The following is a 25,610-nucleotide window of genomic DNA, read 5'->3' on the forward strand; positions in this document are numbered from 1 at the left end:
AAATCAACTCGAAGGCGAACGCACCGCCTCCGTGGCATCCAGGGCCTGCTTCAGCCGCGAGTCGCGGTCGTAGACGTCGCCGAAATATTCGACCTTGCCCGACAGATCGGGCCATGCGGTGAAATAGGCGACATAGACCGGGATCGTGCGTGTCACGTTCTCGGTCGCGTGGCCGTGCTTCAGCTTTTCGGCGATATAGTCCACGGAGGTGCCAAGCACCGCCGCCGCCATGCCGCGCGGGTCCTGCAGCCGCACGCAGCCATGGCTGAGCGCGCGCATATCTCGCTGGAAGAACGATTTCTGTGGCGTGTCGTGCATGTAGATCGCATGCTTGTTGGGGAACAGGATCTTCAACTCGCCCAGCGCGTTGGCCTCGCTCGGCTGCTGGCGCACGCTGTATGGGATGTTCGAGCCATAGGCGCCCCAGTTGACCGCCGACGAAGGAATGCGCTTGCCGCGCGAATCCGTCACCTCATAGCCGGCCCGGTCGAGATAGCCCGGATCGTTGCGCAATCTCGGCAGCATCTCGTTGACGATGATCGACTGGGGCACGCCCCAATAGGGATGGAAATCGACCTGCTTGATCTGGTCGTAGAAGAAGGAGGTCTGGTTGGTGGTCCGGCCAACGACGACACGCGTCTTGAGCCTTTCCTCGCCATTGTCGATGTAGCTCGCGGTGAAGGCCGGCTGGTTGATGAAGACGCGCGGGCTGCCGAGATCGGAGGGCAGCCAGCGCAGTTCCTCCAGCGCCACTTCCACCTTCAGCAGCTTGTCGGCCTTGGATGTTCCGGCCAGCGACGCGACGGTACGCGGGCCGATGACGCCGTCGCCCTTCATGCCTGCCTTTTGCTGCACGGCCTTGATAACCGGAACCAGTTCCGGATCATAGACGTCGCTGGTGGCCAGCCTGGACAGGACCTCGCCATAGGCGCCGCCCATCTCGTCATCGAGATTGCGCGCGATCAGGGTCAGCAGCTTCGGCAGTTCGGGGCTGGTTTCGCCCGGCTTCAGCAGCAGTTTGGGGTCGACGACGATTTCGTTTTCCGCACTGGCCTGCAGCGCTTCCAGTTCGACGCGCAGCGCCTGGTATTCCGCATTCTGCGGGTGCCGCGATTCGAGATAGGTGCGCACCTGCTGGGTATGAGCCAGCGTTTTCAGCACGCCTTGCAGATCGAGCGGCTTGGCCGGGAAATCATAATAGCCGGTCATGCGGTTGGGATCGACGCGGCCGTTCTGGGCGTCGTGGGCATAGCGCAGCACACGCGCCGAAAGCGCCATCTCGAAACGGACGAGTTCTTTCAGTTGCGCATTGGCATCGGTCGACGATGCGCCGGCAGCGGGCACTTCGACCGTATAGTCGGCGGGCGTGAGGCCATAGCTTGAAGCCTCGCCAAGCACCCGCACCGCATCCTGCGCACGGCTGTTGAGGCTGGTTCCGCTTATCCAGATGAAATCCGGATTGGCCGAGTAGTACGCGATCAGCGCCTTGGCGATGTCGGGCTCGGCTAAGAGTTCGTAGTCGCCCAAGCTGGCAACCGCATCACGAAACGCGGCACCCGTAGCCGACGGGACGAAGGCGGCGTCCTGCGGTGTCGCCGGCGCCGGCGTCGCGGCCAATGCCGAGAAGTCGACGCGAACCAGCCGGTCGGCCTTGTAGGTGTAGTAGGACGGGCTGCTGATCTTCACATTGCCGCCGCCGCCACCGGACACTTTCGGCTTTGGCTTGTTCTTCGGTGGCGGGGGCGGAAACTCGCCTTTCGGCGCATGCCTGACGCCGCCGCCGAAAAGCATGTCGAAGAGCCCCTGCGCGCCTGCCTGGGGTACACCGAAAGCCAGCGTCGCCGTGATTGCCATCAGCGGCATCACGGTTGCTTTGTTTCCGAGGAATTTCATGAATCACCCGCTCCGGCCGCAACCGGTTCCCGTTCCGCACGCTCGATCGTCCCGCTCACCGCATGGCGGATGTAAGGCGCGACTATACTGATTCATACCGATTTCGTTAAGCTTTCATAAATTTTGGAAAGCCTGTTGCAGAACGGTTTCACAAGATCGTGACGGCTGGAGCGGAGGGTGGTTCCGCCCCAGCCGGAAATCCCGTCGGGATCAGGCGTTGGCGCCGCCATCGATGGTCAGGGCGGCGCCGGTGACGAAGCGGCCTTCCGGGCCTGCGAGCCAGGCGACCATGCCGGCAATGTCGTCGGCCTTGCCGAAGCGCGGCGTTGCCATCTTCCGGCGCTGGTGTTCGGCATGCGGGCCATCGGCCGGGTTCATATCGGTGTCGGTCGAACCGGGGTGGACGACATTGGCGGTGATGCCGCGCGGGCCGAGGTCACGCGCCAGCGCCTTGGTCAGGCCGACCAGCGCCGCCTTGCTGGCTGAATAGGCCGTGAGGCTGCCGTCGGTCGCCCGCTCGGCAAGGTTGCTGCCGATCGAGATGATGCTGCCGCCCTCACCCATATGGGCGGCCGCGGCCTTGGAAGCGATGAACGGGGCCCGGAGATTGACCTCCATGGTCTCGTCGAAATCGGCGAGCGACAGCGTGTCGATTGGGGCGGCGCGCCAGATGCCGGCGCTGTTGACCAGGATGTCGAGCCGGCCGAAGGCGGTTACGGCGTCGTCGACTGCCTTGTCTATGGCGACCGCATCGCGGTTGTCGGCCTTGATCGCGATGGCGCGGCCGCCCTCGGCCTCGATCTCGGCGACGACAGCGCGGGCCTGTTCCTCGCCATGCACATAGGTCAGCGCGACGCTGGCGCCATCGGCCGCCAGCCTCCGCGCAATCGCCGCGCCGATGCCGCGACTGCCGCCGGTGACGAGCGCGGCCTTGCCGTTCAATTTGCTGCAAGACATCGAATTCTCCTTTTATGTAATGATCGATACATAAATATCTGTCAGCCTTGCCCGCTGGCGTCAACTGAATTATGTATCGATCAACACAGAAAGAGCGTCATGTCGGAACGAGGCCGTCCCCGCACCTTCGATCGAACCGCGGCCCTGCGCCGCGCCATGCAGGTGTTTTGGGCGCGTGGTTACGAAGGTGCATCGATGAGCGAGCTGACCGCTGCCATGGGCATCAACTCGCCCAGCCTCTACGCCGCCTTCGGCAGCAAGGAGGCGCTGTTCCTGGAGGCGACGGATTTTTACTCGCACACCGAGGGTGCCGACATCTGGCTGGCATTGGACGAGGCTCCGACCGCGCGGCAGGCGATCGAACAATTCCTGTGCCTGACGGCGAAAGCCTATGCGCAGAGCGATCGCCCGCAGGGCTGCCTGATCACGCTGGGCGCACTGCATCAGGATTCGAGCCGCGGCGCCATCTGCGACGATCTGCGCCGCCGTCGTGCCGAAAACCACACCGCCCTGCAAAAACGTCTGGAGCGCGGTATTGCCGAAGGCGAATTGCCGGCGGATTTCGATTCGAATGCCGCTGCGACCTTTTTCGCCACGGTCCAGCACGGCATGTCGATCCAGGCACGCGACGGCGCCTCACACGCTGCCCTGCTGGCGACGGTTGCCGGGGCCATGGCAGCCTGGAAGACGATGGCCGGCGGCAGCGCGGCGTGACAAACGCCGGCTGGTGTGCTCGAAATTCTGACTTGCCAGCAATACTAGGGCCGGCAGGCCGGGAGGGATGAGAGCGTGAAAAAGGGTTATCGCGAGCTGCTGGACGAGGCGAACGCCGTGATCGAGGTGGTTTCGCCGGAGGAGGCGGCCGGGCTGATCGACGATGAAGACACCATCTTCGTCGATCTGCGCGATCCGCGCGAAGTGGAACGCGACGGCAGGATTCCCGGCGCCAAGCATGTCACGCGCGGCATGCTGGAATTCTGGATCGACCCCGAAAGCCCTTACCACAAGCCGTTCTTTGCCTCGGGAAAGAGTTTCGTGTTCTTCTGCGCAGGCGGCTGGCGCTCGGCCCTGGCCACAAAGACGGCGCAGGATATGGGGCTTTCGCCGGTCAAGCACATCCTTGGCGGCTACACCGCATGGAAGGTCGCCGGACTGCCGGTCGAACCCGGCGAGAAGAAGAAATAATCTCGACCGCCGCTCAGTGAAGCAGCAATGGCTCGCGATGCGTCACGAAGCCGACCGCGCGTTCGACCACGCCCTTGTCGGCAAGAATGCGGCGATGGCCAAGCCCGTCGGCCCAGTAGAGCCGCACATGGCCGCCGGCACCGGCATAGCGCCTTGCGTGATCGGCCGAGACTTCGCGGTCGTCCGGCGCGTGGATGACCAGGGTCGGCACCGGTGCCTGGGCGAGCTGGCGGTCGCCGGTGAATTCGTGCAGGGGCCGGCCGGAAAGATGCTCGACCCGGTCCGCCATGGCGGCTTGCGAGCGCGGGCCGACATTCAACATATGACTGAAGTCGGCAAAGATCGCCGGCAGGGAACTTGGCGCCGCGATCAGCACCAGGCGTCCCGCCGCCAGCGGCGGGATGTTCTTGACCGAGCCCGCGATGGCATTGGCGGCGACGGCGCCGCCGAAGGAATGGCCAACCGCCGCCACGAACGGGCCGAACCATTCGCCGGCAACCCGCACCGCATCCACCGCATTGACCATGTTCAGGCGCCGGCCCTGCGACTGGCCGTGGCCAGGCAGGTCGAGCGAAACGACCCTGTAGCCGGCGGCACGATAGCCTTCGATCAAGGCGCGCATATATTCGGTGCGCGAGCGCCAGCCATGGACGACGAGCACCGTGCCGACGGCCGCCCTGCCCGGCTCGGGCCGGAACTCGTGCACCATGACGCAGCCGGTCGCGGTCTTCAGCCAGTGATGACGCGCCTCGGTCATGAACCCCGTCGCACGCTCGACAGCGCGGCGCTCGCCATCGCTGAGCGCCTTGACATTCGGGGTGCGGCAGAACAATTCGAACGCCGCGCGTCCGCTGAGCCGTGGCGCGACACGCTCTGCCGCACCGAACACGCCCCGGATGACCTTCAGCCCGAATGATGCCATAGTGAGAATCCATCCATACGTTCAAGCATGAACATAATAGTTCAAAGATGAACAATAAACAAGAGCTGCCTTGGGACAACCCGCGTTTCCGCAACTGGGTCGCGGTGGCGCGCGCCTGCCATGTGCTTGAGCGCACGCTGGCGGTGAAACTTGCGCCGCTCGATTTGAAGCCGGCGCAGCTCGACGTGCTGATGAACCTCTATCGCCACCCCGGAATGTCGCAGCACGATCTTGCCCGCAAGCTGCTCGTCGGCCGCTCCAACATCACCATGCTGTTGCCGCAGCTGGAAGCGCGTGGCCTGCTGCGTCGCGAAGGCGACGAGAAGGACAAGCGCATCCTGCGGCTCGCGCTCACCGAGGCCGGCGAGGCGCTGCTGATGCAGGCGCTGAAAGTGCATATGGCGCTGATCGAGAAGGCGATGAGCCAGTCGACGCCGGAGCAATGCGACATGATCGGCGAGCAGATGCGCAAGATCTATGATGTGCTGAATGAGGCTTGAGCGCCCTTCAGCCCAACCCTACCACATCGTCTTCTTCGCCCGTTCCGGCCATTCCTTGTCGTAGGTTTCGCCGTCGATGTTCTTGCGGCTGGTGATTTCCAGGATCTGTCCGGGCGTCGGCAGCGACTTCGGCTCGACATGCCTTGCCGGGTTCCAGAGCTCGGAGCGGACGATGGCCCGGGCGCATTGGAAATAGACCGCATCGATGTCGACGACGGTTACCGATCGCGCCGCCTTGCCGTCCACCGCAAATGACGCGCACAGCGCTGTATCCGTTGTGATGTGGGCGCGACCGTTGACGCGCAGCGTCGTACCGGAGCCCGGCACCAGGAACAGCAGGCCGACGCGTGGGTCGCGGATGATGTTTTTCAGCGAATCGGCGCGGTTGTTGCCGCGACGGTCCGGCATCATCAGCGTTTTCGGATCATGGATGCGCACGAAGCCGGCGAGATCGCCGCGCGGCGAACAGTCCAGCCCCTCCGGTCCGCTGGTCGCCAGTGCGACAAAGGGCGAGGCTTCGATGAAGGCGGCGTATTCGGGAATGACGTGGTCGAGTTCCTTGACCAGCGAGGCCTCGCCTGGAACGCCATAGAGTGCCTCGAGCTGCTCGACCGTGGTGATGACGGACATGTTTTCGCCTCCAAACCTTTGCCGGCGCTACGCCATCTCGATGACGTTTTGACGACAGCGAGAGGAATCAATCTAGCGGTCCCGGCTCAATCCCTTTTCCGCAAGCTCCGCGAGATAGGCTTCCCAGCGCGCATCCTTCTCGTGGCCGAGCGTATGCAGGTAATTCCAGGTGAAGATGCCGGTGTCGTGGAAATCGTCGAAGGTGATGCGCACGGCGTAGTTGCCGACCGGCTCGATCTTCAGGATCGCCACATTGCGCTTGCCGGGGACCGTCACCCGCTGATCCGGCGAATGGCCCTGCACTTCGGCCGATGGCGAGGCGACGCGCAGCAGTTCCGCCGGCAGTTCGAACGGATGGTGGTCGGGAAAGGTGACGGACAGAAGTTTGCGGTCCTTGGAAACCCTGAGTTCTTTCGGTGCGGTCATGCTGTTCGATCCCGTGTCATCCGCCCTTCCCTACGCCGCTTCGCCAAACGGGAAAAGGTCTGATGAGACCGACCGACATGCGATGTCGGCTGAGAGATGTTACCAAAGATCGAGAGGCGCTATCTTGAACAGCAGGCCGGATCGTATCACATAGCGGTATATAACGAAGCCGTTCACGGCCACGGGAAGCGCTTGAAGCATGGACATGATTGATCCTTTCGGTCGCACGATCAGCTATCTCCGCGTGTCGGTTACCGACCGCTGCGATTTCCGCTGCACCTATTGCATGGCCGAGGACATGGCCTTCCTGCCGAAGAAGGACCTGCTGTCGCTGGAAGAGCTCGACCGGCTGTGCACGGTTTTCATCGAAAAGGGCGTCAGGCGATTGCGGCTGACCGGCGGTGAGCCGCTGGTGCGCAAGAACATCATGCATCTGGTGCGCCAGCTGTCGCGGCATCTCGAAAGCGGCGCGCTGGAAGAACTGACGCTGACCACCAACGGCTCGCAGCTGTCGCGCTTTGCCGCCGAACTCGCCGATTGCGGCGTCAGGCGCATCAACGTGTCGCTCGATACGCTCGATGCCGACAAATTCCACAAGATCACCCGCTGGGGCCATCTCGACAAGGTCATGCAAGGCATCGATGCCGCGCAGGCGGCCGGACTGAAAGTCAAGCTCAATGCGGTGGCGCTGAAGGATTTCAACGACGCCGAGCTGCCCGACATGATGCGCTGGGCGCATGGCCGCGGCATGGACCTGACGGTCATCGAAACCATGCCGATGGGCGAGATCGACGCCGACCGCACCGACCAGTACCTGCCGCTGTCGCTGCTGCGCGCGTCGCTCGAACGCCAGTTCACGCTGACCGACATTCCCTTCAAGACCGGCGGCCCGGCGCGCTACGTCCAGGTCGCCGAGACCGGCGGACGGCTCGGCTTCATCACGCCGATGACGCATAATTTCTGTGAGAGCTGCAACCGCGTCCGGCTGACCTGCACCGGCACCCTCTATATGTGTCTCGGCCAGGAAGATGCCGCCGATCTGCGCGCGCCCTTGCGCGCCTCGGAAGGCAACGAGCTGGTCGCCGAAGCAATAGACGAAGCCATCGGCCGCAAGCCCAAGGGCCATGACTTCATCATCGACCGCCGCACCAGCCGCCCATCGGTGTCGCGCCACATGAGCGTCACTGGCGGCTGATCTTTCCGTGAAATTTATGCAATATCGCTTCGGGATCATGACTTCGAGGCGAGCATGCGGCTGCACTCTTCATTCCTGGTCATTGCGACAATGGCAGCAACCAGTGCGGTCGCCGCGCCATTCACCTATGTGAACGATCGCTTCGGCACTGTCTGCACCTTTCCCGACGACGTCTTCACCGATCGCCAGCCGGAGCCCGACAATGGCGACGGACAGCAATGGCTGAGCGCCGATGGCGCCAGCCTGATCTGCTCGGGCATCCTCAACGTCGACGACGACACGCCGAAAGGCTTTGTCGCGGCGGAGAAGGCGAGCAAGGAGCCGGGCTACAAGATCACCTACAGCAAGGCCGGAAAGGACTGGGCCGTGCTGTCGGGCCTGAGGGATGGAAAGGTATTCTACGAGCGACGTCTGTTTGGGAAAGACGGTATCATCCGTACGGTCTGGGTCGACTACCCGCCGGCGCTGAAGTCGAAATACGATCCGCTGGTCGGCGCCATCGCCGGCAGTCTCAAGGGGCCATGACGGTTTCGAACCACACCCCAGAAAAAGTCTTGTTCGCGAACCGCAGCCGGATTTACGGCCAGTCTGTTCCAGCCTAGCCTTCCCCTGGAAGCTGCTCTTCGCTCACAGGGGGATACACCATGCGCAAACTCGTTCTTTCTCTGGCACTGCTTGGCCTCGCGGCCGTGCCCGCGGCGGCGCAGTCGATCGGCGGCACCTATACGGTCGCCGGCACCAACTTCGACGGCTCGGCCTATGGCGGCGAAGCCACCATCACGCTGACTAGCGGGACGACCTGCGCGATCCATTGGGAAACTGGTGGCTCATCTTCCGACGGCATCTGCATGCGCAACGATGATGCCTTCTCCGCCGGCTATGTCATGGACAAGGACATTGGCCTCGTCGTCTACAAGGTGGCGGCGGACGGTTCGCTGCACGGTCTTTGGACGATCGCCGGCAAGGAAGGCAATGGCACCGAGGTGCTTACGCCGAAGAAGTAAGTTCGCCATCGCAGGCGATATTCAGGGCCACAAACAAGGCTGTGGCCCAGTCCTTTGCTGTTGCTGTTTCATGCCCGACTGTTACAGGCTTGCTGCCTGAAGCGCGTCGCGTTTGAACGGATTCAGCCACGCGCTTCAGGTCTTTGTTTCTTATGCATGTCGTTTCCCCAAACCGAGGTCACTTTTGGGCGATATGTATTAGCAGAACCGGTAGCCGTCTTGCCCCTGTCTCCAAATCTTCGCGGCGCATTGTTCATGATGGTGGCGATGGCCGGCTTCACCCTCAACGACGCCATAACCAAATACTCGTCGCAATCGATGAACATGGCGCAGGTCATGTTGATCCGTGGGGCTTTCGCTTCGCTTTTCGTCGGCCTGCTGGCCTGGCAGCGCGGCGCTCTCGCCCGCCCGGGCTCGATGCTGCAGCCTCTGGTCGCCTTGCGCGTGATCAGCGAGGCCGGCGCAACGGTGAGTTTCCTCGTCGCCCTCGCCCATCTGCCGATCGCCAATGTTTCGGCGGTGCTGCAGGCGCTGCCGCTGGCGGTGACGATGGGAGCGGCACTTGTCTTTGGCGAGACTGTCGGCTGGCGGCGTTGGCTGGCCATCGCCATCGGATTTGCCGGCGTGCTGATCATCGTGCGGCCGGGCTTCGAAGGGTTCAGCGTCTACTCGCTGTCGGCGCTGGCCAGCGTCGCCTGCTGCGCGGTGCGCGATCTCGCCACCAAGCGGATCCCCAAGGCCATTCCGACATTGCTGGTGTCGACCGCGACCGCGCTTGCCATGACCATCGTCGGCGCGGCGCTGTTGCCGGCAATGGGCGGCTGGACGCCGATGACGGGCAACAGCACGGCCCTGCTGGCCCTGGCTGCTGTGCTGGTGATTATCGGCTACCAGTTCATCATCATGGCGATGCGGGCGGGCGACATCTCCTTCATCGCGCCGTTCCGCTACACGGCCCTGATCTGGTCGATCCTGCTTGGCCTGTTCATCTTCGCGGACATTCCCGATCTGCCGATGATCGTCGGCGCCACCATCATCATCGGCTCCGGCCTCTATGCGCTCTACCGCGAGCGGGTCGTCGGCCGGCGCAAGATCGTCGCCGAAAGCACGGGGCCAAGCATGGTTCCGGACGGAATCTAGCCAGATCATTCTTGTGATTTCCGACGGCTGGCGTACAGGCTTCGTGGCATGAAGCGAGACATTGCGGGGATTGTTCTGGCCGGTGGCCAGTCGAGGCGGATGGGCGGCGGCGACAAGAGCCTGTTGCCGCTTGGCGATGGCTGCCTGCTTGACCAGGTCGTGTCGCGCTTCGCCCCGCAAATAGAATCGATGGCGCTCAGCGCCAATGGCGACCCTGCACGATTCCTGCGCTTTGGACTGCCGGTGCTTGCCGACAGCGTGCCCGGCTTTGCCGGTCCGCTCGCCGGAATCCTGACCGGCCTCGAATGGGCCGCGGCCAACAGGTCTTGCAAGGCGATCGTCAGCGCTGCCGGTGACACGCCTTTCCTGCCGTTGGACCTTGTCGAGCGTCTGGCAGGGGCCGCCGATCAAAGCCCCGGTTCTATTGCCGTTGCCCGCTCGGCCGGCAAGCGGCATCCGACCTTCGCGCTGTGGCCGATCGGCTGCCGCGATGCCTTGCGGCACTTTCTGGTCGATGAAGATATCAGGCGGGTTTCGGCTTTCATCGACCGGCAGGGTTTTGTCGAGGTAGAATTCCCGGTTCCGCCATCGGCGGGGGTCGACCCTTTCTTCAACATCAACGAGCCGGACGATCTTGTGTCTGCCGAGCTTCTGTTGCAGAGCATCAAGCCATGAACAGACGCGTCTTCGGCATCACCGGCTGGAAGAATTCCGGCAAGACGACTTTGACCGAGAGGTTGGTCAGCGAATTGGTTCGGCGCGGCTGGAAGGTGTCGACGGTGAAACATGCCCACCATGACTTCGACATCGACAAACCTGGCGCGGACAGCTTTCGCCACCGGCAGGCCGGCGCCACCGAAGTCGCGATCGTCTCCGGCGTTCGCTGGGCACTGATGCACGAGCTGCGCGGCGAGGATGAGCCGACATTGGAGACTGTCCTGTCGCGGCTTGCCCCTTGCGACCTCGTGCTGGTCGAGGGCTACAAGCGCGAAGCCCACAGCAAGATCGAAACCCGCCGGCTGGATGCGAAGGACCGCACGCCGCTTTCGGCGGAGGATCCCAACATCGTCGCTGTCGCCGCCGATTTTGCCATTGAAGGCGTGCTGCTGCCGGTATTCCATCTCGACGATGCAAAATCGATAGCCGACTTCATCGAGCGCACCACCGGGCTCGTTGCTTGAGCGCTGACGCAACGGCAGAATAGCCTTGCCCATTTTTATGGTTTTGCAGTTGCTTTTTTCTTGGAAAGAGTGGGAGTATCGCGCCAGCGGGCGGTCAAAAGCACCGCCCCACAGAGCCGTTCGGAACGACGGCCGGGACCATAAAGAGAGGACCATCATGCGTATTTCACTGCGTATCGCGCTTGCCGCTTCGGCCGCGCTGCTGACGCTCGGCGTCGCCCAGGCCCAGGAAAAGACCCTGAGGATCGGCACCGAAGGCGCCTACCCGCCCTTCAACAACCTTACCGCCGATGGCCAGCTCGTGGGCTTCGACATCGACATCGCCAAGGCGCTTTGTGATGAGATGAAGGTCAAGTGCACCTTCGTCGCCCAGGATTGGGACGGCATCATTCCAGCCCTCCAGGCCGGTAAATTCGACGCCATCGTCGCCTCGATGTCGATCACGCCGGAGCGCAAGGAGAAGGTCGACTTCTCGAACAAATACTACAACACGCCCTCGGCGATCGCCGTGCCGAAGGACAGCACGCTGAAAGGCGTGACCAAGGAAGATCTCGCCGGCAAGACCATCGGCGTCGCCACCACCACCACGCATTTCAACTATGCCTCGAAGACCTACACCGACAGCACCGTGAAGGGCTATCCGAGCAGCCCCGAGGAGCAGGCCGATCTTGCCAATGGTCGCCTCGACGCCATCGAGGACGATATCGTCGTGCTGCAGCAGTTTCTGGACTCGCCTGACGGCGCCTGCTGCAAGATCCTCGGCCAACCTTCGCCGCAGCCGGTCGAGATTTTCGGGCCTGGTGCCGGCATTGCCGTACGCAAAGGCGAAACTGACCTGGTCAACAAGCTCAATTCGGCCATCGCCGCCATTCGCGCCAATGGAAAATACAAGGAAATCAACGACAAGTATTTCAAGTTCGACGTCTACGGCGCCGAGTCCTGATAAGCCAGGTCAAGACGGCGGGGAATTTCCCCGCCGTCTTTCTATTCGTCTTGGGAATGCCGTGGGGATAAGACCGGTCGATGCCAGCCCAGAGCATATGGACACTTCTCAGTTGGGGACCTGAAGGCTGGCTTGACGATATTGCCTATGGCGCACTGATCACCATTGCGCTGGCGCTTGCCACGCTGCCCATCGGATTGACGATCGGCTTTTTCATTGCACTCGCCAAGCAGTCCGAAGAACCGTCGCTGCGCCTTGCCGCCAACATCTACACCACGGTCTTTCGCGGCCTGCCGGAACTGGTCACGCTCTTCCTGTTCTTTTTCGGCATGCCGATCCTGCTGCAGCATCTCGTCAGGTATTTCCGGCCTGACGTCACCATCGACGTCAACAGCTTTGTCGCCGGCATGATCGTGCTTGCACTGATCTTCTCCTCCTATGCCAGTGAGGTTTTCCTTTCCGCCTTCCGCGCCATTCCCAAAGGCCAGTATGAGGGCGGCTACGCCATCGGTCTTTCGAACTGGCTGACCATGCGCAAGGTGATCGTGCCGCAACTGTTGCGCATCGCGTTTCCCGGACTGGAGAACTGCTGGCTCAGCCTGCTCAAGGACACGTCGCTGGTGTCGGTCGTCGGCCTGGCCGAGACGCTGCGCAATGCCAGCATTGCGGCCCGCGTCACCAAGCACGCTTTCCTGTTCTTCGGCGTCGCCTCGCTGGTCTTTCTTGGCCTTGCCGTCCTGTCGTCCTTCGCCACCAATGCGATCCTGCGCTCGCTTGGCCGGCGGGAGGCGCAGCGATGAGCGCCACGGCCACCATGGTCGAACGTCCGCCGCCACGGGCGCGCGGCTGGCCGCGCAGGCGTATCGCCGGTTACGCGCTGGTGGGCCTATGGATTTTGTTCGGTATCGGCATCGTCAGCTATCTCTTCCTTGCCTGGAATCCCGATTTCTTTGCCAAATATGCGCCGGCTTATCTGAGCGGGCTTGGGGTCACGCTGGCGCTGGTTTCCATATCGATGGTACTCGGCGCGATCCTGTCGGTGCCCGTCGCTTACGGGCGCATGTCCAGCAACCGGATCCTGTCCGGCCTCGCCTATTGCTACGTCTATTTCTTCCGCGGCACGCCGCTGCTGGTCCAGACTTATCTGGTCTACTACGGATTGGGTTCGTTCCGCGTCGAACTCCAGTCGGTCGGCCTCTGGGATTTTTTCAAGGACGCGTTCAATTGCGGCGTCTTTGCCTTTGCGCTCAACACGGCCGCCTACCAGGCGGAGATTCTGCGCGGCGCCATAGAGAGCGTGCCAAGAGGGCAATGGGAAGGGGCGGCCTCGCTTGGCCTGCATAAGCTGCAGACGTTGCGCAAGATCATCCTGCCGCAAGCCCTGATCGTTGCCTTGCGGCCCTATGGCAATGAACTGATCCTGATGGTCAAGGCGTCCGCCATCGTCGCCATCATCACGGTCTATGATCTGATGGGCAATGCCAAGCTCGCCTTCGCCAACTCGTTCGACATCCAGGCCTATATCTGGGTCGCCCTCGTCTATCTGGTGATGGTCGAGATCTTGCGGCATGGCGTCGAATGGATCGAGCGCCGGATCACCGTTCACCTGAAACGCTGACGATTTTCAATTCGGCTGCACCAGTCGATCAGGCTATACGCGTCTTGACGAATTGAGCGCAGAGCCTAGAGCTTTCGCAGCAAATTCCGTTTCCATTCTGAAGGGCAAGCTCATGGCATCTGTTGCATTTCTCGGTCTTGGCGTGATGGGCTATCCGATGGCCGGACACTTGAAGGACAAGGGCGGCCATGACGTCACCGTCTACAACCGCACCAAGGCCAAGGCCGAGCAATGGGTTGGCCAGCATGGCGGTAGCCTTGCGGCGGCCCCCGCGCAGGCCGCCGAGGGCAAGGATTTTGTGTTCTCCTGCGTCGGCAATGACGACGATCTGCGTTCGGTGACGACCGGTCCGGAAGGCGCCTTCAAATCGATGAAGAAGGGTTCGGTCTTCATCGACAACACCACCGCCTCGGCCGAGGTCGCTCGCGAGTTGGCAGCGGCGGCGCAAGCCGGCGGGTTTTCGTTTCTCGACGCGCCGGTCTCGGGCGGCCAGGCCGGCGCCGAGAACGGCGTGCTGACCGTGATGGTTGGCGGCGAGCAGGACGCTTTCGACAAAGCGAAGCCTGTCATCGACGCTTTTGCCCGCATGGTCGGCTTGATGGGGTCGGCCGGTGCCGGCCAGCTCACCAAAATGATCAACCAGATCACCATCGCCGGCCTCGTCCAGGGCCTGGCCGAAGGCATCCATTTCGGCAAGAAGGCCGGGCTCGACATCGAGAAGGTGATCGAGGTGATTTCCAAGGGCGCCGCGGGCTCCTGGCAGATGGAGAACCGCCACAAGACGATGAACGCCGGCAAATATGATTTCGGCTTCGCCGTCGACTGGATGCGCAAGGATCTCGGCATCTGCCTGGCCGAGGCCGACCGCAATGGCGCCAGACTGCCGGTCACCGCACTCGTCGACCAGTTCTACAAGGATGTGCAGGCGATGGGCGGCAAGCGCTGGGACACGTCCTCGCTGCTCGCCCGTCTCGAAAAATAGGTCTCTGCCGTGGCAGAGCTCTCGCCTCAATCCAGTGCCGCGGAAATCGTCGCCCATCTTCGCGCCATCGGATCCGAGCAGAACCGCCTCGGCATGTTGCGCTACGGCATCAAGATCGACCGTGCACTTGGCATCTCGCACGGCATGCAGCGGCAGATCGCGCGGACGATCAAACGCAACCACGAGCGCGCCTTCGAGCTATGGGACAGCGGCATCATGGAGGCGCAGTTCATTGCCTCCGTCACAGCTGACCCGAAACGGTTTTCTGCTGAAGATGCAAGGCGATGGGCGGCTAGTTTCGACTCCTGGGACATCGTCGACGGCGTCTCGGATCTCTTTGTCGATACGGACGCCTGGAAAGAACTGATCGCCGAGTTTGCGGCCGACGAGCGGGAGTTCGTTCGGCGCACGGCCTTCGCCATGATGGCCTGGTCTGTCGTCCACCGGAAGCAGGAGCCAGGGGCGACCTTCCTCTCCTTCCTGCCGATCATCGAAGTGTATGCCGCCGACAGCCGCAATTTCGTGAAGAAAGCCGTTAACTGGGCGCTTCGGTCGATCGGCAAACGATCGATGGACATGCACGGTGCCGCACTGGCTGTCGCCGAACGGCTGGCGCAGTCGACCGACAAGACGGCGCGCTGGATCGGCAAGGACGCCGTAAGGGAGCTGACCAATGCCAAGACGCTCGCGCGGATCGCCGCCAGGAAAGGCTGACGGCGCGCGTTCCGCCATGTCAGGATCTCGCCGACATGTGAAGTGGCTGCCGACATGTGATGCGCCTCGAGCGTTGACGTCTTTGGCAGCGGCGTCTTTACTTGAGGCTCAAAGGAAGCGGCCGATGAGCAATCCTCTAAAATCAACCCTGGCGCTCGCTGCCGCTTTGTTTGTGTCCGCTGCCGCCGATGCCTCGGCCGAGACTGCGCACATATTCTGGAAGGATCTGCGTCCGGCTACGCAATCCGCCGCCGAAAACGTCGGGCTGCCGATGATCGCGGCAAAATTGCCCGACCATGGCGAAACGCTGTCCGTCAATCTTCAGGACAAAAGCATTCAGCTAGCCGGCTACGCATTGCCGGTCGATCGCGACGGTGATCTTGTCTACCAGTTCCTGCTGGTACCCTGGACGGGTGCCTGCAGTCACATGCCGACGCCGCCGCCCAACCAGATTGTCTTGGTTACGCCGGCCCGTCCCTACAAGATGTCCGAGGCCTATCAGCCTGTAGCGGTCACCGGCGCGCTGAAGCCGGACATGGAGAAGAGCCAGCTGTTCATCCTCGACGGCGTCAGCATCATCCAGTCTGGCTACAGCGTGCGCAAGGCAGATGTGGTGAGCGTCGAGACCGTGCCGGATACGATCACGCTGCCGGTGAACTCACCCTGGAGTTTCCTCAACAAAAAGAAGAACTAAGCGGGATGACTTTATGTGACGTTCAGCTCAGGCAGCGTTGGCACCCGATTCCTTGTCCAGAACCATGTAGTCGAGCGGGATTTCGGTCGTGTACTTGATCTGCTCCATGGCGAAGGACGACGACACATCACGGATTTCGATCTTGGCGATCAGCCGTTTGTAGAAGGCGTCATAGGCGGCGATGTCGGGCACCACGACGCGCAGGAGATAATCGACGTCGCCGCTCATGCGGTAGAACTCGACCACCTCGGGAAACTCCTGGATGACTTCCGAGAAACGCCGCAGCCATTCATGGCTATGCGAATTGGTGCGGATCGACACGAAGACGGTGACGCGCACATTGACCTTTTCATGGTCGAGAATGGCAACGCGCCGCTTGATGACGCCCTCTTCCTCGAGCTTCTGGATGCGTCTCCAGCAAGGCGTCGTCGACAGCCCGACTTTCTTGGCGACATCGGCGACCGCGAGTGTCGCGTCCTCCTGCAAGAGGCGGAGAATTTTTCTATCGAGGCGATCCATATCGTGCTCCCAAGGGAATAGAATGCCTATACTCTGCCTTATCCAGGCCTTTCACAAGAAAGAAATTCTGCTGATCGGGCAAAAAGCGAGTGATTTCTTGCTGAAAGGTCAGCCGAGGCGATAGCGGATTTCCGAACGCAGAAAAGGTAGCAAATCCATTTCAAACCACGGATTCTTCTTCAGCCAGCCCGTGTTGCGCCACGAGGGATGCGGCAGCGGCAGCACTTTCGGACCGATGGAATTCTCCCAGATGGAGCGCCAGTCCATGACCGTTTCCGTCAGTGAGGGCCGGCGCGCCGCACCCATGTGCCAGGACTGCGCGTAGATACCGATCGTCAGCACCAGATCGATCCGTGGCATAGAGGCCATCAAAGGTGCGCGCCAGGCCGCCGCGCATTCGCGCCTCGGCGGCAGATCTCCCCCCTTGGCATCCTGGCCGGGAAAGCAGAAGCCCATCGGGACGATGGCGAATTTTTCGATGTCGTAGAATTCGTCGCTCGTCACGCCAAGCCAGCTGCGCAGGCGGTCGCCGGAAGCGTCGGTGAACGGCATGCCCGACAGATGCACTTTGGTGCCGGGCGCCTGGCTGGCGATCAGGATCCGGGCGGTGGATGATGGGCGCAGCACTGGTCGCGGCTCATGCGGCAACGGCTTGCCGGCCGGATTTTCCACGCAGATGCGGCAGGCGCGGACCCTGGCGACGAGGTTTTCGAGTTCGGCAGTCATTCTCAGGCTGATGCGCTCGGCCGGCTGGAAACGGCTTGATGCCAGCGCAACACATTCGCGCACTCATCCGGTACCTTGATGCGTGCCGGCTTCATGAAATCGACAGCGATCAGGCCGGTGATGTCGGCGATCGAATAGCTGTCACCGGCGATGAACTCCCGGCTGCCCAGTTCGCCGTCCAGCAGCCTGAGGAACGCCACGGCCTTCGGCTTGTTGGCCTCACCCCATTCAGGGACCTGCGGGATTTCCCATTCCTTCATGGCCGGATGGATGTGCCGGAAGGCCTGCGTGACGCAGCTGAGCAAATTGAACTCCATCCGCCTCTGCCACATCTCGACCTGCGCCTTGCCGAGTGCGCCACGCCCGAACAAAGCGGGCTCCGGATGCAGTTCCTCGAAATAGCGGCAGATGGCGACGGATTCGGTGATGACGGTGCCGTCGTCGAGTTCCAGCACCGGCAGACGCTGCAAGGGGTTGCGTGAGCTGACCGCCTGTTGCCTGTGTTCCAACGCGCCCATATCGATGGGCACCTGCGGAACCTCGATGCCTTTCTCGGCCAGGAAAACGCGGACCCGCCTTGGATTGGGCGCCCGGCCACCGTCGAAGAGCTTCATTCCATCCTCCTGTTCGTCCTCGGTTCCAGTTCCAGGATGCGCATCACCAGAAGCGAAAAATCTCGCGCACGGCATCGCCGATCGACGCCAGTGTGCCGTGCTTCTTCTCGACGACTTCGCCGTGATGGCTGTCTCGCCAATTCTGCGGCTGATCGAACGTTCCCGCCCAGATGCCGGCCTTTGCCGCGCGGGCGATGGCTTCCTCGCTCTCGAAGTCGCCATAGGCAACCGCCCAGCCCGCCTCGACCTGCGCGCGGTTGAGATCCTTGCCGCCGGCGGTGCAGTCGCCGAGCAGCCGGCCATAACGATCACGCTGCCAGCCGGTACAAGAGACGGGCTTGCCGGCGATCAGGCGAACGAGCGACTGACGCGCAAGCGTGCCGCAGGAATAGTCCGCGCCGTTCTTGCGGCAGGTCTGCGTATATTCCGGAGCATCGATGCCGCGCATGCGGATACGCTCGGTGCCAAGCGTGATCGAATCGCCGTCGTTGATGATTGCCACGCCTTGCGTCTTGCGTGTCTCCACCCGGTCGAGGCGGGCCGCCAGCAGGATCAGCAGTCCGAGGATGATGACGGCAAGCCCGTAATCCACCAGCCGGCGCCACAGGCTTCTGGGGCGCGCAACGTATCGCCGGCGCGGCCTCGGCGACCATGAACGGCTCATATGGCAAACGGTTGGTTAATCATTCGAACGTAGCTTAACACTTGGAAACCGCTGCTCGCATAAATTGAAGTTTTGATGCCCTTGCAACGCTCGAACACAGCGGACAAGTTCATTGTGGACCGCAGGAAACGCCATCGCAACAGCGATGTCGCGCGCGCGGTGCGCAAGACGCGTGACCGTCTTTCGCAGCAGGCCGGCAATCCCGATTTCGATCGCGAACTGCTGAAGCTGCATGCCCGAGCGATGACAAGCGGCGCCATCGCCATCCCGCTTCTCGTGCTGGCGATTGCCGCGGGTGGCCGGCTGGCCGGAATCGGCAATGAGATCGGGCTTTGGGCGCTGTTCACGCTAACCTGCTACACTATCGTTGCCTTCATGGCGCGGCGCATCGAGCGCACTGAAGCTTCCGAGCTCAACCCTTTGCAAGCACGGCGGGAATTCCTGATCGGCCATTTCCTGTGCGGTCTCGGCTGGGCTTGGTTCGTGTGGCTTGGCTGCAGCGTCTGCGAGGTCGATCCGTTCCACATCGTCAAGGCCGTGGTGCTGTTGTTCGCCATGGCGGCGACCGCGGTGATGACCTCGTCTCTGCGGGGCGCGCTGCTGGCGACCTTTGCCGTTCCCGTGGCGCTCTACGCCTATGCCGGCGCCAAGCTATGGATGCCGGTCGAGGCGATCATGGCCGCGCTGCTGGTCGTGTCGCTGCCGTTTTTCGCCTATGTGGCCCGTCATCTGAACCACTCGTCCCTGATGATGCTGTCGTTCCGCTCCGAAAAGGATGCGCTGATCGCCGAACTGGAGACGGCGAAATCGATGTCGGACGAAGCGCGGCGGCGGGCCGAGGACGCTAATCTGGCGAAATCGCGGTTCCTCGCCTCGATGAGCCACGAATTGCGCACGCCGCTCAACGCCATTCTCGGTTTTTCCGAGGTGATGTCGAACGAGGTGCTGGGACCGATGAGCAATCCCACCTATCGTGACTACGCCCATGACGTGCACGAATCCGGCCAGCATCTGCTCGACCTGATCAACGAGATTCTCGACCTGTCACGCATCGAGGCCGGCCGCTACCAGCTCAATGAAGAGCCGGTGATGCTGCTTGGTATCGTCGAGGACTGCTGTCACATGATGGAGTTGAGAGCGCGCAACAAGGATATCCGTGTCGTCCAGGATTTCGAGCACGAGCTGCCTCGGCTGTTCGCCGATGAACGGGCCGTGCGGCAGATCACGCTCAACCTTCTGTCGAACGCGATAAAATTCACCGCCACCGGCGGCGAAATCCGCGTCCGTGTCGGTTGGACGGCGGGCGGCGGACAATACATTTCGATCAAGGACAATGGCCCGGGCATACCGGAAGATGAGATCCCGATCGTGCTTTCCGCCTTCGGCCAGGGCTCCATCGCCATCAAGAGCGCCGAGCAAGGCACCGGGCTTGGCCTGCCGATCGTGCAAGGGCTGCTCGCAATGCATGGCGGCGAGTTCGAACTTCATTCCAAGCTGCGCGAAGGCACCGAGGCGATCGCCATCTTCCCGCTGAGCCGGGTGATGGAGGAATTGCCAGCACTGCCGACCGCGGCGGTGGCGGCTCGACGGCGGTAATACCTCAAGCCCTAACCGCGTACCGCCGCAGCCATGCCCGAACTGGTCAGCGCGGCGGCCTTGACCAGACCCGCGGCAAGGGCGGCCCCTGCCCCTTCGCCATGGCTGATGCCCAGATCAAGCAACGGGCGCAGCCCGAGCCGTTGGGCGGCGCGTGCATGCGCGGGTTCCGGCGAAAGGCTGGCCAGCAGGCAATGGTCGAGCGCGGCGGGATTGACGCCATGCAGTACCGCTGCGGCTGCCGTCGCCGCCAATCCGTCGAGCAGCACCGGAATCTTCTGCATCCGCGCGGCAAGGATGGCGCCGGCGATCGCTGCGAATTCCCGGCCGCCGACCCGGCGCAGCGCCTCGAGCGGGTCGCCGAGATGGCCGTCATGAAAAGCCAGCGCCGCATCGACCACGTCGGCTTTGCGTGCCTGCATCGCCGCATCGGCGCCTGACCCCGGGCCGACCCAATCGGCGCCCCTGCCCCCGAACAGCGCCGCAAACAGGGTGGCGGCGACGGTGGAGTTGCCGACGCCGAGATCGCCGAGACACAAAAGGTCGGTGCCGCCGGCGATCGCTTCCATGCCGAAGGCCATGGTGGCGGCACAGCCACGCTCGTCCAGCGCGGCCTCTTCGGTGATGTCGGCGGTCGGGATGTGCAGGGCAAGATCGAAAACCTTAAGCCCGAGATCGTAGGCAATGCAGATCTGGTTGATTGCGGCACCTCCGGCGGCGCAAAGTTCGACCGCGTTGGCGGTCGCCGCCACCGGCCGTGGCGAAATGCCGTGGCGCGTGACGCCGTGATTGCCGGCAAAGACCGCCATCAGCGGTCTTGTCACCGCGGGCGGAGCCCGCCCGCTCCAGGTGGCCAGCCAGGCGGCGATGTCTTCGATGCGGCCAAGCGAATTGCCTGGTTTGTCGGCCTTGGCAAACAGCGTGCGCACGCGGGTCTCGGCTGCCGTGTCGGCCGCCGGCAGATTGGCCAACAAGTTGCGAAAATCGTCGAAAGGCTGTGCGCTGGTCATCTTGTTATCGATCATTCCCTGGAGTTGGTAAGCGGCATAGCCGCCTTGCGGGGTTGGCACAACCTCTGGGATGATGGGCCTGGATTTGCCGCAAAGCCGGCCCCGCAGGGCGCAATCGCGAGGGCTTGCATTGGCTTTGCCGTTGCACCATGTGGAGGTGGAACAAGGGATTGCGGATGGAAGCCCAAGAGAAAGTCATGACGGCCATCGAATCCCCGTGCATCCTGGTCTGCTCGATCGACATGAAAACCGGCTTCTGTTTCGGGTGCGGCCGCACGCGCGAGGAAATCGGCGCCTGGATCGGGATGACGCCGGAAACGCGCCGCAGCATCATGGCTGAATTGCCGGCCCGGCTGGAAACGGTCGAGCGCCGGCCGCGCCGGGAAACGCGCCGCACCCGCATGGCGCGCGAACGCGACGCGCTGTCGTGAGGTGCGGATGAGCCGGTTGTTCTGGATATTGATGGCCGCGATCGGGGTGGGAGCAGTCCTGCTCATGCTCAACGATTCCGCCGGCAGCACCCTCGGCGTGGAGAACAACGATTTCAGCCGGCTGATCTGGCTCGGCGCCTTTGGCGCCCTTATCGGCGCCGGCCTGCTTCGCTCGGGCCGACCCCTGGGCGCCATGGCCCGCAACTTAGGCGCCTGGGCGGCCATCGCGCTCGCGCTGATCGCCGGTTACCAGTATCGCTACGAACTGCAGGATGTCGCCAGCCGGGTGACCGCGGGCCTTGTTCCCGGCAGTCCGCTTGCGCTTGGCGTCGAGGACGGCCACGCCACGGTGACGCTCGACAAGGCGGACAACGGCCATTTCGAAGCGCGCATCCTGATCAACGGCAACCCGGTCCGGGCCGTGGTGGATACCGGCGCGACCAGCACCGTGCTGACGTCCGAAGACGCACAAGCCGCCGGATTCAATCCAGCGGCGCTCAACTACACCATACCGGTTTCGACCGCCAACGGCATGGCACGCGCCGCGGCCGTGAAAACCGATCAGATTGCGATCGGCGGCATCACGCGCAGGGATATGTCGGTGATGATCGCCGCACCCGGCATGCTCAGCCAGAGCCTGCTCGGCATGAACTTCATCGGTTCATTGTCGGGTTTTGACGTGCGCGGCGACCGCATGATCCTCAGGGACTGATCCCCGAATCTCAAGCCGCTTCGGCTGCCGCTCCGCCGAGCTCGACGGCCGCGAAAGCCGCCTTCAGCACGTCCGGGCCGGCGCCGGGTTTTGTCGCGTCGGTGGACAGGATCTGCCGGTAGCGGCGCGCGCCAGACAAGCCATGGAACAGTCCGACCATGTGGCGGGTGACATGTCCAAGCCGCCCACCCTGCTCGATATGACGTGCCGCATAGTCCGCCATCGTATCGATCAGCGCGGCGAAATCGAACGGCTCGGACTGGACGCCGTAGAAAGCGGCATCGACGCCAGCCAGAATGCCGGGCGTGTGGTAAGCGGCGCGGCCAAGCATGGCGCCATCGACATGGTCGAGATGCGCCAACGCCTCTTCGATCGTCTGAATGCCGCCATTGATGCCAATGAATTCGTTAGGTTTTCTAGCCTTCAGCCGATAAACCCTGTTGTAGTCGAGCGGCGGGATGTCACGGTTTTCCTTGGGGCTCAGCCCTTCCAGCCACGCCTTGCGCGCATGCACCCACAATGCGTCGGCGCCGGCGTCGAAAACTCCATCCGCCAACGCATCGAGGGCCGGCTCCGGATCCTGCTCGTCGACGCCGATGCGGCATTTGACGGTCACGGGAATTGTCACCGCCGCCTTCATCGCCGCGACACAGCCGGCAACGAGGTCCGGCACCTTCATCAGGCAGGCGCCGAACGTGCCCGACTGGACGCGGTCTGACGGACAGCCGACATTGAGGTTGATCTCGTCATAGCCAAAGGCCTCGCCGATGCGCGCCGCCTCGGCAAGTTTTTCGCGATCCGAGCCGCCGAGCTGCAGCGCGACCGGATGTTCTGACGCATCGAAGCCGAGCAGCCGCTCGCGTGCGCCATGGATGACGGCGTCGGCCACCACCATCTCGGTGTAAAGCAGCGCATGGCTCGACAGCTGGCGGTGGAAGAACCGGCAATGCCGGTCCGTCCAGTCCATCATCGGTGCTATGGCTACCCTAAACCTTTGATAATCTTTCATGCTTCATAACTTCGACAGGTTGGATCGCGTCGTACGGGCTCTATCACGCGCCATGATAGGCCCAAGCCGCAAATCGGCGGATGACTGGCCGGCGCGACGGCGTGGGGCGTCGAATACCTCAATCGCAGGGTAGCGTATAGGTCGACCTGGCCGGAATTGCCAACGCGTCGCCTGCTTTCGATGCCTGGGCGGAGGACGGAACCCTCCAGCTTCGTATGACGGTGTCTGCGCCAACGATGTGGCTAGGAACTGGGAAGGCCAGCCCTCGACAGCATCTCAAGGAACCGGGAATGATGATGATCCTTTACATAGCGCGGCACAAAGCCAGGGCAGACGTTGCTCAGATTGAGATGCGGAAGTTGTGACAGACAATGGTGGATGGCCCGGGACGCTTCTTCGTTGTTTCCGGTGGCCGACGCGGTCGCGGCCCAATAAAGGGCGCCGCGAACGAAGCCAGGCTTTGTCCTGACCACTTTGCGGGCGGCTTCGAGCGCCCGCTGGTTGTCTCCGCCAGCGAAGAGCGCCACAACCAGGCCGTGGTGGCGCCAGAAGTCGATGACATCGTGCGTTCCGAGCCGGATTGCTTCGTTGGCCTCACGCACCGCTTCGTCGACCTGTCCGCGCAACGCAAAGAGCATCGAAATATCGCCGTGGCCAGTCGGGTAGCTTGGGTTGAGGCTGATCGCGTGGCGGCATTCGGCGATCGCCTCGTCGATGCGACCGCAACTTTCGAGAGCGAACGACAGAATACATCGGGCAATTTCATCGTCCGGTACCGCCCGTACTGCGGCTTCCGCAAGCTCGACCGCACGCTCGATCACCCCACGCTCCCGAGGCAGCGCACCAAACGCCACGCCCATGGATATCACGATCGAGAGCGTCCGCTTTGCACGGGCATTGTCGGGACCTATCGAGAAGGCCCTCTCGGCAAGCTCTATCCCGACCAAAAGTGAGTCCCGAGTCATCTCAAAATATTTCATGAGGGCTTCGTTCACCAGCCTGCGCACTTCAGGGATCCCTGGCGGGCTTTTGTCTCGAACCTTCCAGTTGGTCAGTTGAAGTTCGAGGATCACGGCAAGAACAACAGATTGTGCGATCCTGTCCTGGAATTCGAGCGCGTTCTCGGAGTGGCCGTCGAACTTCTGGGCCCAGACGTGGTGGCCGCCGGCGGCATCGACGAGCTGGACATTCACCCTCAACCCATTGCCGGATCTCTGGACGCTGCCGCTGAGCATATATCGCGCCCGGAGTATCCCTGGTGTCTTGGCTTCTTCGCCTGGGCCGCTCTTCTCGGGCGGAAGCGCGGCGAGCACGACATAGTCGGCCACTTCGGAGAGGGCTGTCGTGATGTCCTGGACAAGTCCCTTTGCGAAGAAGTCGTCGCCTTGCTTTCCGGTCAGATTGACGAAGTCGGCAACGCTGATGGACGGACGCCCAAGGCGCTGGCTGGACGGAACACCATTTGTCGACTGCACATTTGAAGCGTCGTCGGCGGCGAGCAACAGAGATTGCCAAAGCGCCCGCGTTTCAGGGCCGGCTTCGACGCCGAACTCCTTCTTCAGCATGCTTCTGCAAGCTTCGTATGTCCTGATTGCCCTGTCGCGTTGGCCACATGCGAGCAGCAATTCCATCTTGAGCCGATAGGATTCCTCCCGTGTCGGTTCCATGGTCAGAATACGATCGGCCAGGATCAGCCCGGCATCGGGGTCGACGAGACGGGCCAGTTTTTCGAAGGACTCAAGCGCGCGGCCGAGCAGCCTGTCGCGTTCCGATGTGATCCAGTCATCGAACGTATTGCTTCCCAGATAAAGCCCGTCGAGGAAGGGCCCGGTGTAGTTCGCCAAGGCCTTCGCGAGGTCCTGGGCGGAACGGGCCGAGAGACCCGTTTCGAACTTCTCCGCGTCGACTTGAACCAGCTCTGGCCTCAGGGCGATCAACTCACCGCTGGAATGGATGAGATCCACCCCCTCTCGCGCCAGATCCTGGCGCAGGACACTGAGGGCCTGCCGAAGGCTGTTGCGCGAATGTTCAGCGTCGCTGTCGCCCCATAGGAGGTCAGCCAGCCTCTCCCGCGTCGCCGCCATGCCCGGACACCGGGCCAGATAGGCGATGATTGCCGGCCCTCGTTTCCCGGTCAGCCGAAGCGGGCCGGCCGTTTCATTTTCAATCCGGAAACCGCCGAAGAGTGAGATTCTATTTGCAGCGCCGCTGTCCTCACTTTGCATTTGCTATCCCAGCCTGACGAAATCCTAACTCAAAACTAACGCTTCGCAACAGTCGGCCTTCGCGCTCAAGCGCTGCCGTAACGGCAGGCTGTTTAGGCTTTGCTAAATTAAGGCGACCAA

The 25,610-nt window shown here is 62.5% G+C and carries 30 protein-coding genes; 18 read left to right on the plus strand and 12 right to left on the minus strand.

Translation table 11 applies throughout. The features are described 5' to 3' along the window. Nucleotides 1-3: 3 nt before the first annotated feature. Nucleotides 4-1,893, minus strand: coding sequence for a L,D-transpeptidase family protein (locus AC0NIL_RS19765; protein WP_275953031.1), 1,890 nt, complete (start codon nt 1,891-1,893; stop codon nt 4-6). A gap of 210 nt (nt 1,894-2,103) precedes the next feature. Further along, on the minus strand, nt 2,104-2,850 hold the full coding sequence (locus AC0NIL_RS19770) for a 3-oxoacyl-ACP reductase family protein (RefSeq protein WP_275953032.1): 747 nt from the start codon (nt 2,848-2,850) through the stop codon (nt 2,104-2,106). A 99-nt stretch (nt 2,851-2,949) separates the two neighbouring features. On the opposite strand from AC0NIL_RS19770, the gene AC0NIL_RS19775 reads away from it, so the two are divergent. Next, nucleotides 2,950-3,564, plus strand: coding sequence for a TetR/AcrR family transcriptional regulator (locus AC0NIL_RS19775; protein WP_275953033.1), 615 nt, complete (start codon nt 2,950-2,952; stop codon nt 3,562-3,564). Nucleotides 3,565-3,639: 75 nt separating this feature from the next. After that, on the plus strand, nt 3,640-4,035 hold the full coding sequence (locus AC0NIL_RS19780; RefSeq protein ID WP_275953034.1) for a rhodanese-like domain-containing protein: 396 nt from the start codon (nt 3,640-3,642) through the stop codon (nt 4,033-4,035). Nucleotides 4,036-4,048: 13 nt separating this feature from the next. On the opposite strand, the gene AC0NIL_RS19785 is transcribed toward AC0NIL_RS19780, so the two are convergent. Beyond that, entirely contained in the window at nt 4,049-4,957 is a 909-nt protein-coding gene (locus tag AC0NIL_RS19785) for an alpha/beta hydrolase (protein ID WP_275953035.1), read from the minus strand. A gap of 47 nt (nt 4,958-5,004) precedes the next feature. Here AC0NIL_RS19785 and AC0NIL_RS19790 point away from each other — a divergent pair, with 47 nt between their 5' ends. Then, nucleotides 5,005-5,457 (plus strand): MarR family winged helix-turn-helix transcriptional regulator, encoded by a 453-nt coding sequence (locus tag AC0NIL_RS19790; protein ID WP_013531696.1) that lies wholly within the window; start codon nt 5,005-5,007, stop codon nt 5,455-5,457. 18 nt (nt 5,458-5,475) lie between these two features. Here the strand turns inward: AC0NIL_RS19790 and AC0NIL_RS19795 are convergent, their stop codons facing one another. After that, nucleotides 5,476-6,087 carry a pyridoxamine 5'-phosphate oxidase family protein gene (locus AC0NIL_RS19795; RefSeq protein WP_063172133.1) on the minus strand — a complete coding sequence of 204 codons (612 nt, stop codon included), beginning with the start codon at nt 6,085-6,087 and terminating at the stop codon, nt 5,476-5,478. 72 nt (nt 6,088-6,159) lie between these two features. Continuing rightward, nucleotides 6,160-6,513 (minus strand): gamma-butyrobetaine hydroxylase family protein, encoded by a 354-nt coding sequence (locus tag AC0NIL_RS19800; protein WP_013531698.1) that lies wholly within the window; start codon nt 6,511-6,513, stop codon nt 6,160-6,162. 199 nt (nt 6,514-6,712) lie between these two features. Here AC0NIL_RS19800 and moaA point away from each other — a divergent pair, with 199 nt between their 5' ends. From moaA to AC0NIL_RS19860, 12 genes are all read left to right on the plus strand, one after another. Next, the gene (gene moaA / locus AC0NIL_RS19805; protein WP_127385184.1) at nt 6,713-7,708 is read left to right on the plus strand and encodes a GTP 3',8-cyclase MoaA; all 996 of its coding nucleotides are present in this window, start codon (nt 6,713-6,715) and stop codon (nt 7,706-7,708) included. Between the two features lie 90 nt (nt 7,709-7,798). Next, nucleotides 7,799-8,233 carry a hypothetical protein gene (locus tag AC0NIL_RS19810; protein WP_275953036.1) on the plus strand — a complete coding sequence of 145 codons (435 nt, stop codon included), beginning with the start codon at nt 7,799-7,801 and terminating at the stop codon, nt 8,231-8,233. A gap of 119 nt (nt 8,234-8,352) precedes the next feature. Then, nucleotides 8,353-8,712 (plus strand): hypothetical protein, encoded by a 360-nt coding sequence (locus tag AC0NIL_RS19815; protein WP_013531701.1) that lies wholly within the window; start codon nt 8,353-8,355, stop codon nt 8,710-8,712. Between the two features lie 219 nt (nt 8,713-8,931). Beyond that, on the plus strand, nt 8,932-9,852 hold the full coding sequence (locus tag AC0NIL_RS19820) for a DMT family transporter (protein ID WP_013531702.1): 921 nt from the start codon (nt 8,932-8,934) through the stop codon (nt 9,850-9,852). A 48-nt stretch (nt 9,853-9,900) separates the two neighbouring features. Beyond that, nucleotides 9,901-10,527 carry a molybdenum cofactor guanylyltransferase MobA gene (mobA, locus tag AC0NIL_RS19825; RefSeq protein ID WP_275953037.1) on the plus strand — a complete coding sequence of 209 codons (627 nt, stop codon included), beginning with the start codon at nt 9,901-9,903 and terminating at the stop codon, nt 10,525-10,527. Further along, nucleotides 10,524-11,033, plus strand: coding sequence for a molybdopterin-guanine dinucleotide biosynthesis protein B (gene mobB / locus AC0NIL_RS19830; RefSeq protein ID WP_275953038.1), 510 nt, complete (start codon nt 10,524-10,526; stop codon nt 11,031-11,033). Before mobA ends, mobB begins: the two co-directional genes overlap by 4 nt. Nucleotides 11,034-11,190: 157 nt before the next feature. Then, a complete protein-coding gene (locus AC0NIL_RS19835; protein WP_013531705.1) occupies nt 11,191-11,976 on the plus strand; it encodes an ABC transporter substrate-binding protein in 786 nt (261 codons plus the stop codon). Between the two features lie 80 nt (nt 11,977-12,056). Further along, nucleotides 12,057-12,776, plus strand: coding sequence for an ABC transporter permease (locus AC0NIL_RS19840; RefSeq protein ID WP_024503306.1), 720 nt, complete (start codon nt 12,057-12,059; stop codon nt 12,774-12,776). Beyond that, nucleotides 12,773-13,594: an ABC transporter permease gene (locus AC0NIL_RS19845; protein WP_024503307.1), complete on the plus strand. Its 822-nt coding sequence runs from the start codon at nt 12,773-12,775 to the stop codon at nt 13,592-13,594. Before AC0NIL_RS19840 ends, AC0NIL_RS19845 begins: the two co-directional genes overlap by 4 nt. 112 nt (nt 13,595-13,706) lie before the next feature. Then, nucleotides 13,707-14,576, plus strand: coding sequence for an NAD(P)-dependent oxidoreductase (locus AC0NIL_RS19850; RefSeq protein ID WP_275953039.1), 870 nt, complete (start codon nt 13,707-13,709; stop codon nt 14,574-14,576). A gap of 9 nt (nt 14,577-14,585) precedes the next feature. Beyond that, on the plus strand, nt 14,586-15,290 hold the full coding sequence (locus AC0NIL_RS19855; RefSeq protein ID WP_275953040.1) for a DNA alkylation repair protein: 705 nt from the start codon (nt 14,586-14,588) through the stop codon (nt 15,288-15,290). Between the two features lie 124 nt (nt 15,291-15,414). Continuing rightward, entirely contained in the window at nt 15,415-15,984 is a 570-nt protein-coding gene (locus AC0NIL_RS19860; RefSeq protein WP_013531710.1) for a DUF3299 domain-containing protein, read from the plus strand. 27 nt (nt 15,985-16,011) lie between these two features. On the opposite strand, the gene AC0NIL_RS19865 is transcribed toward AC0NIL_RS19860, so the two are convergent. The 4 genes from AC0NIL_RS19865 to AC0NIL_RS19880 form a co-directional block, all read right to left on the minus strand. Next, nucleotides 16,012-16,503: an Lrp/AsnC family transcriptional regulator gene (locus AC0NIL_RS19865; RefSeq protein WP_006205209.1), complete on the minus strand. Its 492-nt coding sequence runs from the start codon at nt 16,501-16,503 to the stop codon at nt 16,012-16,014. Between the two features lie 108 nt (nt 16,504-16,611). Next, on the minus strand, nt 16,612-17,292 hold the full coding sequence (locus AC0NIL_RS19870; RefSeq protein ID WP_013531711.1) for a uracil-DNA glycosylase family protein: 681 nt from the start codon (nt 17,290-17,292) through the stop codon (nt 16,612-16,614). After that, a complete protein-coding gene (locus tag AC0NIL_RS19875) occupies nt 17,232-17,843 on the minus strand; it encodes a glutathione S-transferase (RefSeq protein ID WP_027161586.1) in 612 nt (203 codons plus the stop codon). Before AC0NIL_RS19875 ends, AC0NIL_RS19870 begins: the two co-directional genes overlap by 61 nt. Nucleotides 17,844-17,886: 43 nt before the next feature. Beyond that, entirely contained in the window at nt 17,887-18,507 is a 621-nt protein-coding gene (locus AC0NIL_RS19880; protein ID WP_063167987.1) for a thermonuclease family protein, read from the minus strand. A gap of 75 nt (nt 18,508-18,582) precedes the next feature. On the opposite strand from AC0NIL_RS19880, the gene AC0NIL_RS19885 reads away from it, so the two are divergent. Then, a complete protein-coding gene (locus tag AC0NIL_RS19885) occupies nt 18,583-20,103 on the plus strand; it encodes a sensor histidine kinase (protein WP_024503313.1) in 1,521 nt (506 codons plus the stop codon). An 11-nt stretch (nt 20,104-20,114) separates the two neighbouring features. Here AC0NIL_RS19885 and AC0NIL_RS19890 read toward each other — a convergent pair whose 3' ends face one another. Continuing rightward, complete coding sequence (locus tag AC0NIL_RS19890) at nt 20,115-21,113, minus strand: nicotinate-nucleotide--dimethylbenzimidazole phosphoribosyltransferase (RefSeq protein WP_275953046.1); 999 nt, start codon at nt 21,111-21,113, stop codon at nt 20,115-20,117. A 197-nt stretch (nt 21,114-21,310) separates the two neighbouring features. Between AC0NIL_RS19890 and AC0NIL_RS19895 the strand changes: the two genes are divergently transcribed. Beyond that, on the plus strand, nt 21,311-21,544 hold the full coding sequence (locus AC0NIL_RS19895; protein ID WP_275953047.1) for a DUF1289 domain-containing protein: 234 nt from the start codon (nt 21,311-21,313) through the stop codon (nt 21,542-21,544). A gap of 7 nt (nt 21,545-21,551) precedes the next feature. Then, on the plus strand, nt 21,552-22,256 hold the full coding sequence (locus tag AC0NIL_RS19900) for a TIGR02281 family clan AA aspartic protease (protein ID WP_064993180.1): 705 nt from the start codon (nt 21,552-21,554) through the stop codon (nt 22,254-22,256). Between the two features lie 10 nt (nt 22,257-22,266). Here the strand turns inward: AC0NIL_RS19900 and dusA are convergent, their stop codons facing one another. Continuing rightward, entirely contained in the window at nt 22,267-23,265 is a 999-nt protein-coding gene (gene dusA, locus AC0NIL_RS19905; RefSeq protein ID WP_275953048.1) for a tRNA dihydrouridine(20/20a) synthase DusA, read from the minus strand. Nucleotides 23,266-23,507: 242 nt separating this feature from the next. After that, nucleotides 23,508-25,490, minus strand: coding sequence for a BTAD domain-containing putative transcriptional regulator (locus AC0NIL_RS19910; protein ID WP_275953049.1), 1,983 nt, complete (start codon nt 25,488-25,490; stop codon nt 23,508-23,510). Nucleotides 25,491-25,610: the final 120 nt, after the last annotated feature.

It is taken from the genome of Mesorhizobium sp. WSM1343 (assembly GCF_055901535.1).

Bases quoted from the DNA above. Each gene is read 5' to 3' on its own strand.
- AC0NIL_RS19840 (WP_024503306.1), top strand. From the start codon at position 12,057: ATGCCAGCCCAGAGCATATGGACACTTCTCAGTTGGGGACCTGAAGGC.
- AC0NIL_RS19810 (WP_275953036.1), top strand. From the start codon at position 7,799: ATGGCAGCAACCAGTGCGGTCGCCGCGCCATTCACCTATGTGAACGAT.
- dusA (WP_275953048.1), bottom strand. From the start codon at position 23,265: ATGAAAGATTATCAAAGGTTTAGGGTAGCCATAGCACCGATGATGGAC.
- AC0NIL_RS19775 (WP_275953033.1), top strand. From the start codon at position 2,950: ATGTCGGAACGAGGCCGTCCCCGCACCTTCGATCGAACCGCGGCCCTG.
- AC0NIL_RS19795 (WP_063172133.1), bottom strand. From the start codon at position 6,087: ATGTCCGTCATCACCACGGTCGAGCAGCTCGAGGCACTCTATGGCGTT.
- moaA (WP_127385184.1), top strand. From the start codon at position 6,713: ATGGACATGATTGATCCTTTCGGTCGCACGATCAGCTATCTCCGCGTG.
- mobB (WP_275953038.1), top strand. From the start codon at position 10,524: ATGAACAGACGCGTCTTCGGCATCACCGGCTGGAAGAATTCCGGCAAG.
- AC0NIL_RS19860 (WP_013531710.1), top strand. From the start codon at position 15,415: ATGAGCAATCCTCTAAAATCAACCCTGGCGCTCGCTGCCGCTTTGTTT.
- AC0NIL_RS19765 (WP_275953031.1), bottom strand. From the start codon at position 1,893: ATGAAATTCCTCGGAAACAAAGCAACCGTGATGCCGCTGATGGCAATC.
- AC0NIL_RS19865 (WP_006205209.1), bottom strand. From the start codon at position 16,503: ATGGATCGCCTCGATAGAAAAATTCTCCGCCTCTTGCAGGAGGACGCG.
- AC0NIL_RS19800 (WP_013531698.1), bottom strand. From the start codon at position 6,513: ATGACCGCACCGAAAGAACTCAGGGTTTCCAAGGACCGCAAACTTCTG.
- AC0NIL_RS19900 (WP_064993180.1), top strand. From the start codon at position 21,552: ATGAGCCGGTTGTTCTGGATATTGATGGCCGCGATCGGGGTGGGAGCA.
- AC0NIL_RS19835 (WP_013531705.1), top strand. From the start codon at position 11,191: ATGCGTATTTCACTGCGTATCGCGCTTGCCGCTTCGGCCGCGCTGCTG.
- mobA (WP_275953037.1), top strand. From the start codon at position 9,901: ATGAAGCGAGACATTGCGGGGATTGTTCTGGCCGGTGGCCAGTCGAGG.
- AC0NIL_RS19890 (WP_275953046.1), bottom strand. From the start codon at position 21,113: ATGACCAGCGCACAGCCTTTCGACGATTTTCGCAACTTGTTGGCCAAT.
- AC0NIL_RS19845 (WP_024503307.1), top strand. From the start codon at position 12,773: ATGAGCGCCACGGCCACCATGGTCGAACGTCCGCCGCCACGGGCGCGC.
- AC0NIL_RS19770 (WP_275953032.1), bottom strand. From the start codon at position 2,850: ATGTCTTGCAGCAAATTGAACGGCAAGGCCGCGCTCGTCACCGGCGGC.
- AC0NIL_RS19815 (WP_013531701.1), top strand. From the start codon at position 8,353: ATGCGCAAACTCGTTCTTTCTCTGGCACTGCTTGGCCTCGCGGCCGTG.
- AC0NIL_RS19895 (WP_275953047.1), top strand. From the start codon at position 21,311: ATGACGGCCATCGAATCCCCGTGCATCCTGGTCTGCTCGATCGACATG.
- AC0NIL_RS19785 (WP_275953035.1), bottom strand. From the start codon at position 4,957: ATGGCATCATTCGGGCTGAAGGTCATCCGGGGCGTGTTCGGTGCGGCA.
- AC0NIL_RS19910 (WP_275953049.1), bottom strand. From the start codon at position 25,490: ATGCAAAGTGAGGACAGCGGCGCTGCAAATAGAATCTCACTCTTCGGC.
- AC0NIL_RS19880 (WP_063167987.1), bottom strand. From the start codon at position 18,507: ATGAGCCGTTCATGGTCGCCGAGGCCGCGCCGGCGATACGTTGCGCGC.
- AC0NIL_RS19850 (WP_275953039.1), top strand. From the start codon at position 13,707: ATGGCATCTGTTGCATTTCTCGGTCTTGGCGTGATGGGCTATCCGATG.
- AC0NIL_RS19790 (WP_013531696.1), top strand. From the start codon at position 5,005: ATGAACAATAAACAAGAGCTGCCTTGGGACAACCCGCGTTTCCGCAAC.
- AC0NIL_RS19885 (WP_024503313.1), top strand. From the start codon at position 18,583: ATGCCCTTGCAACGCTCGAACACAGCGGACAAGTTCATTGTGGACCGC.
- AC0NIL_RS19875 (WP_027161586.1), bottom strand. From the start codon at position 17,843: ATGAAGCTCTTCGACGGTGGCCGGGCGCCCAATCCAAGGCGGGTCCGC.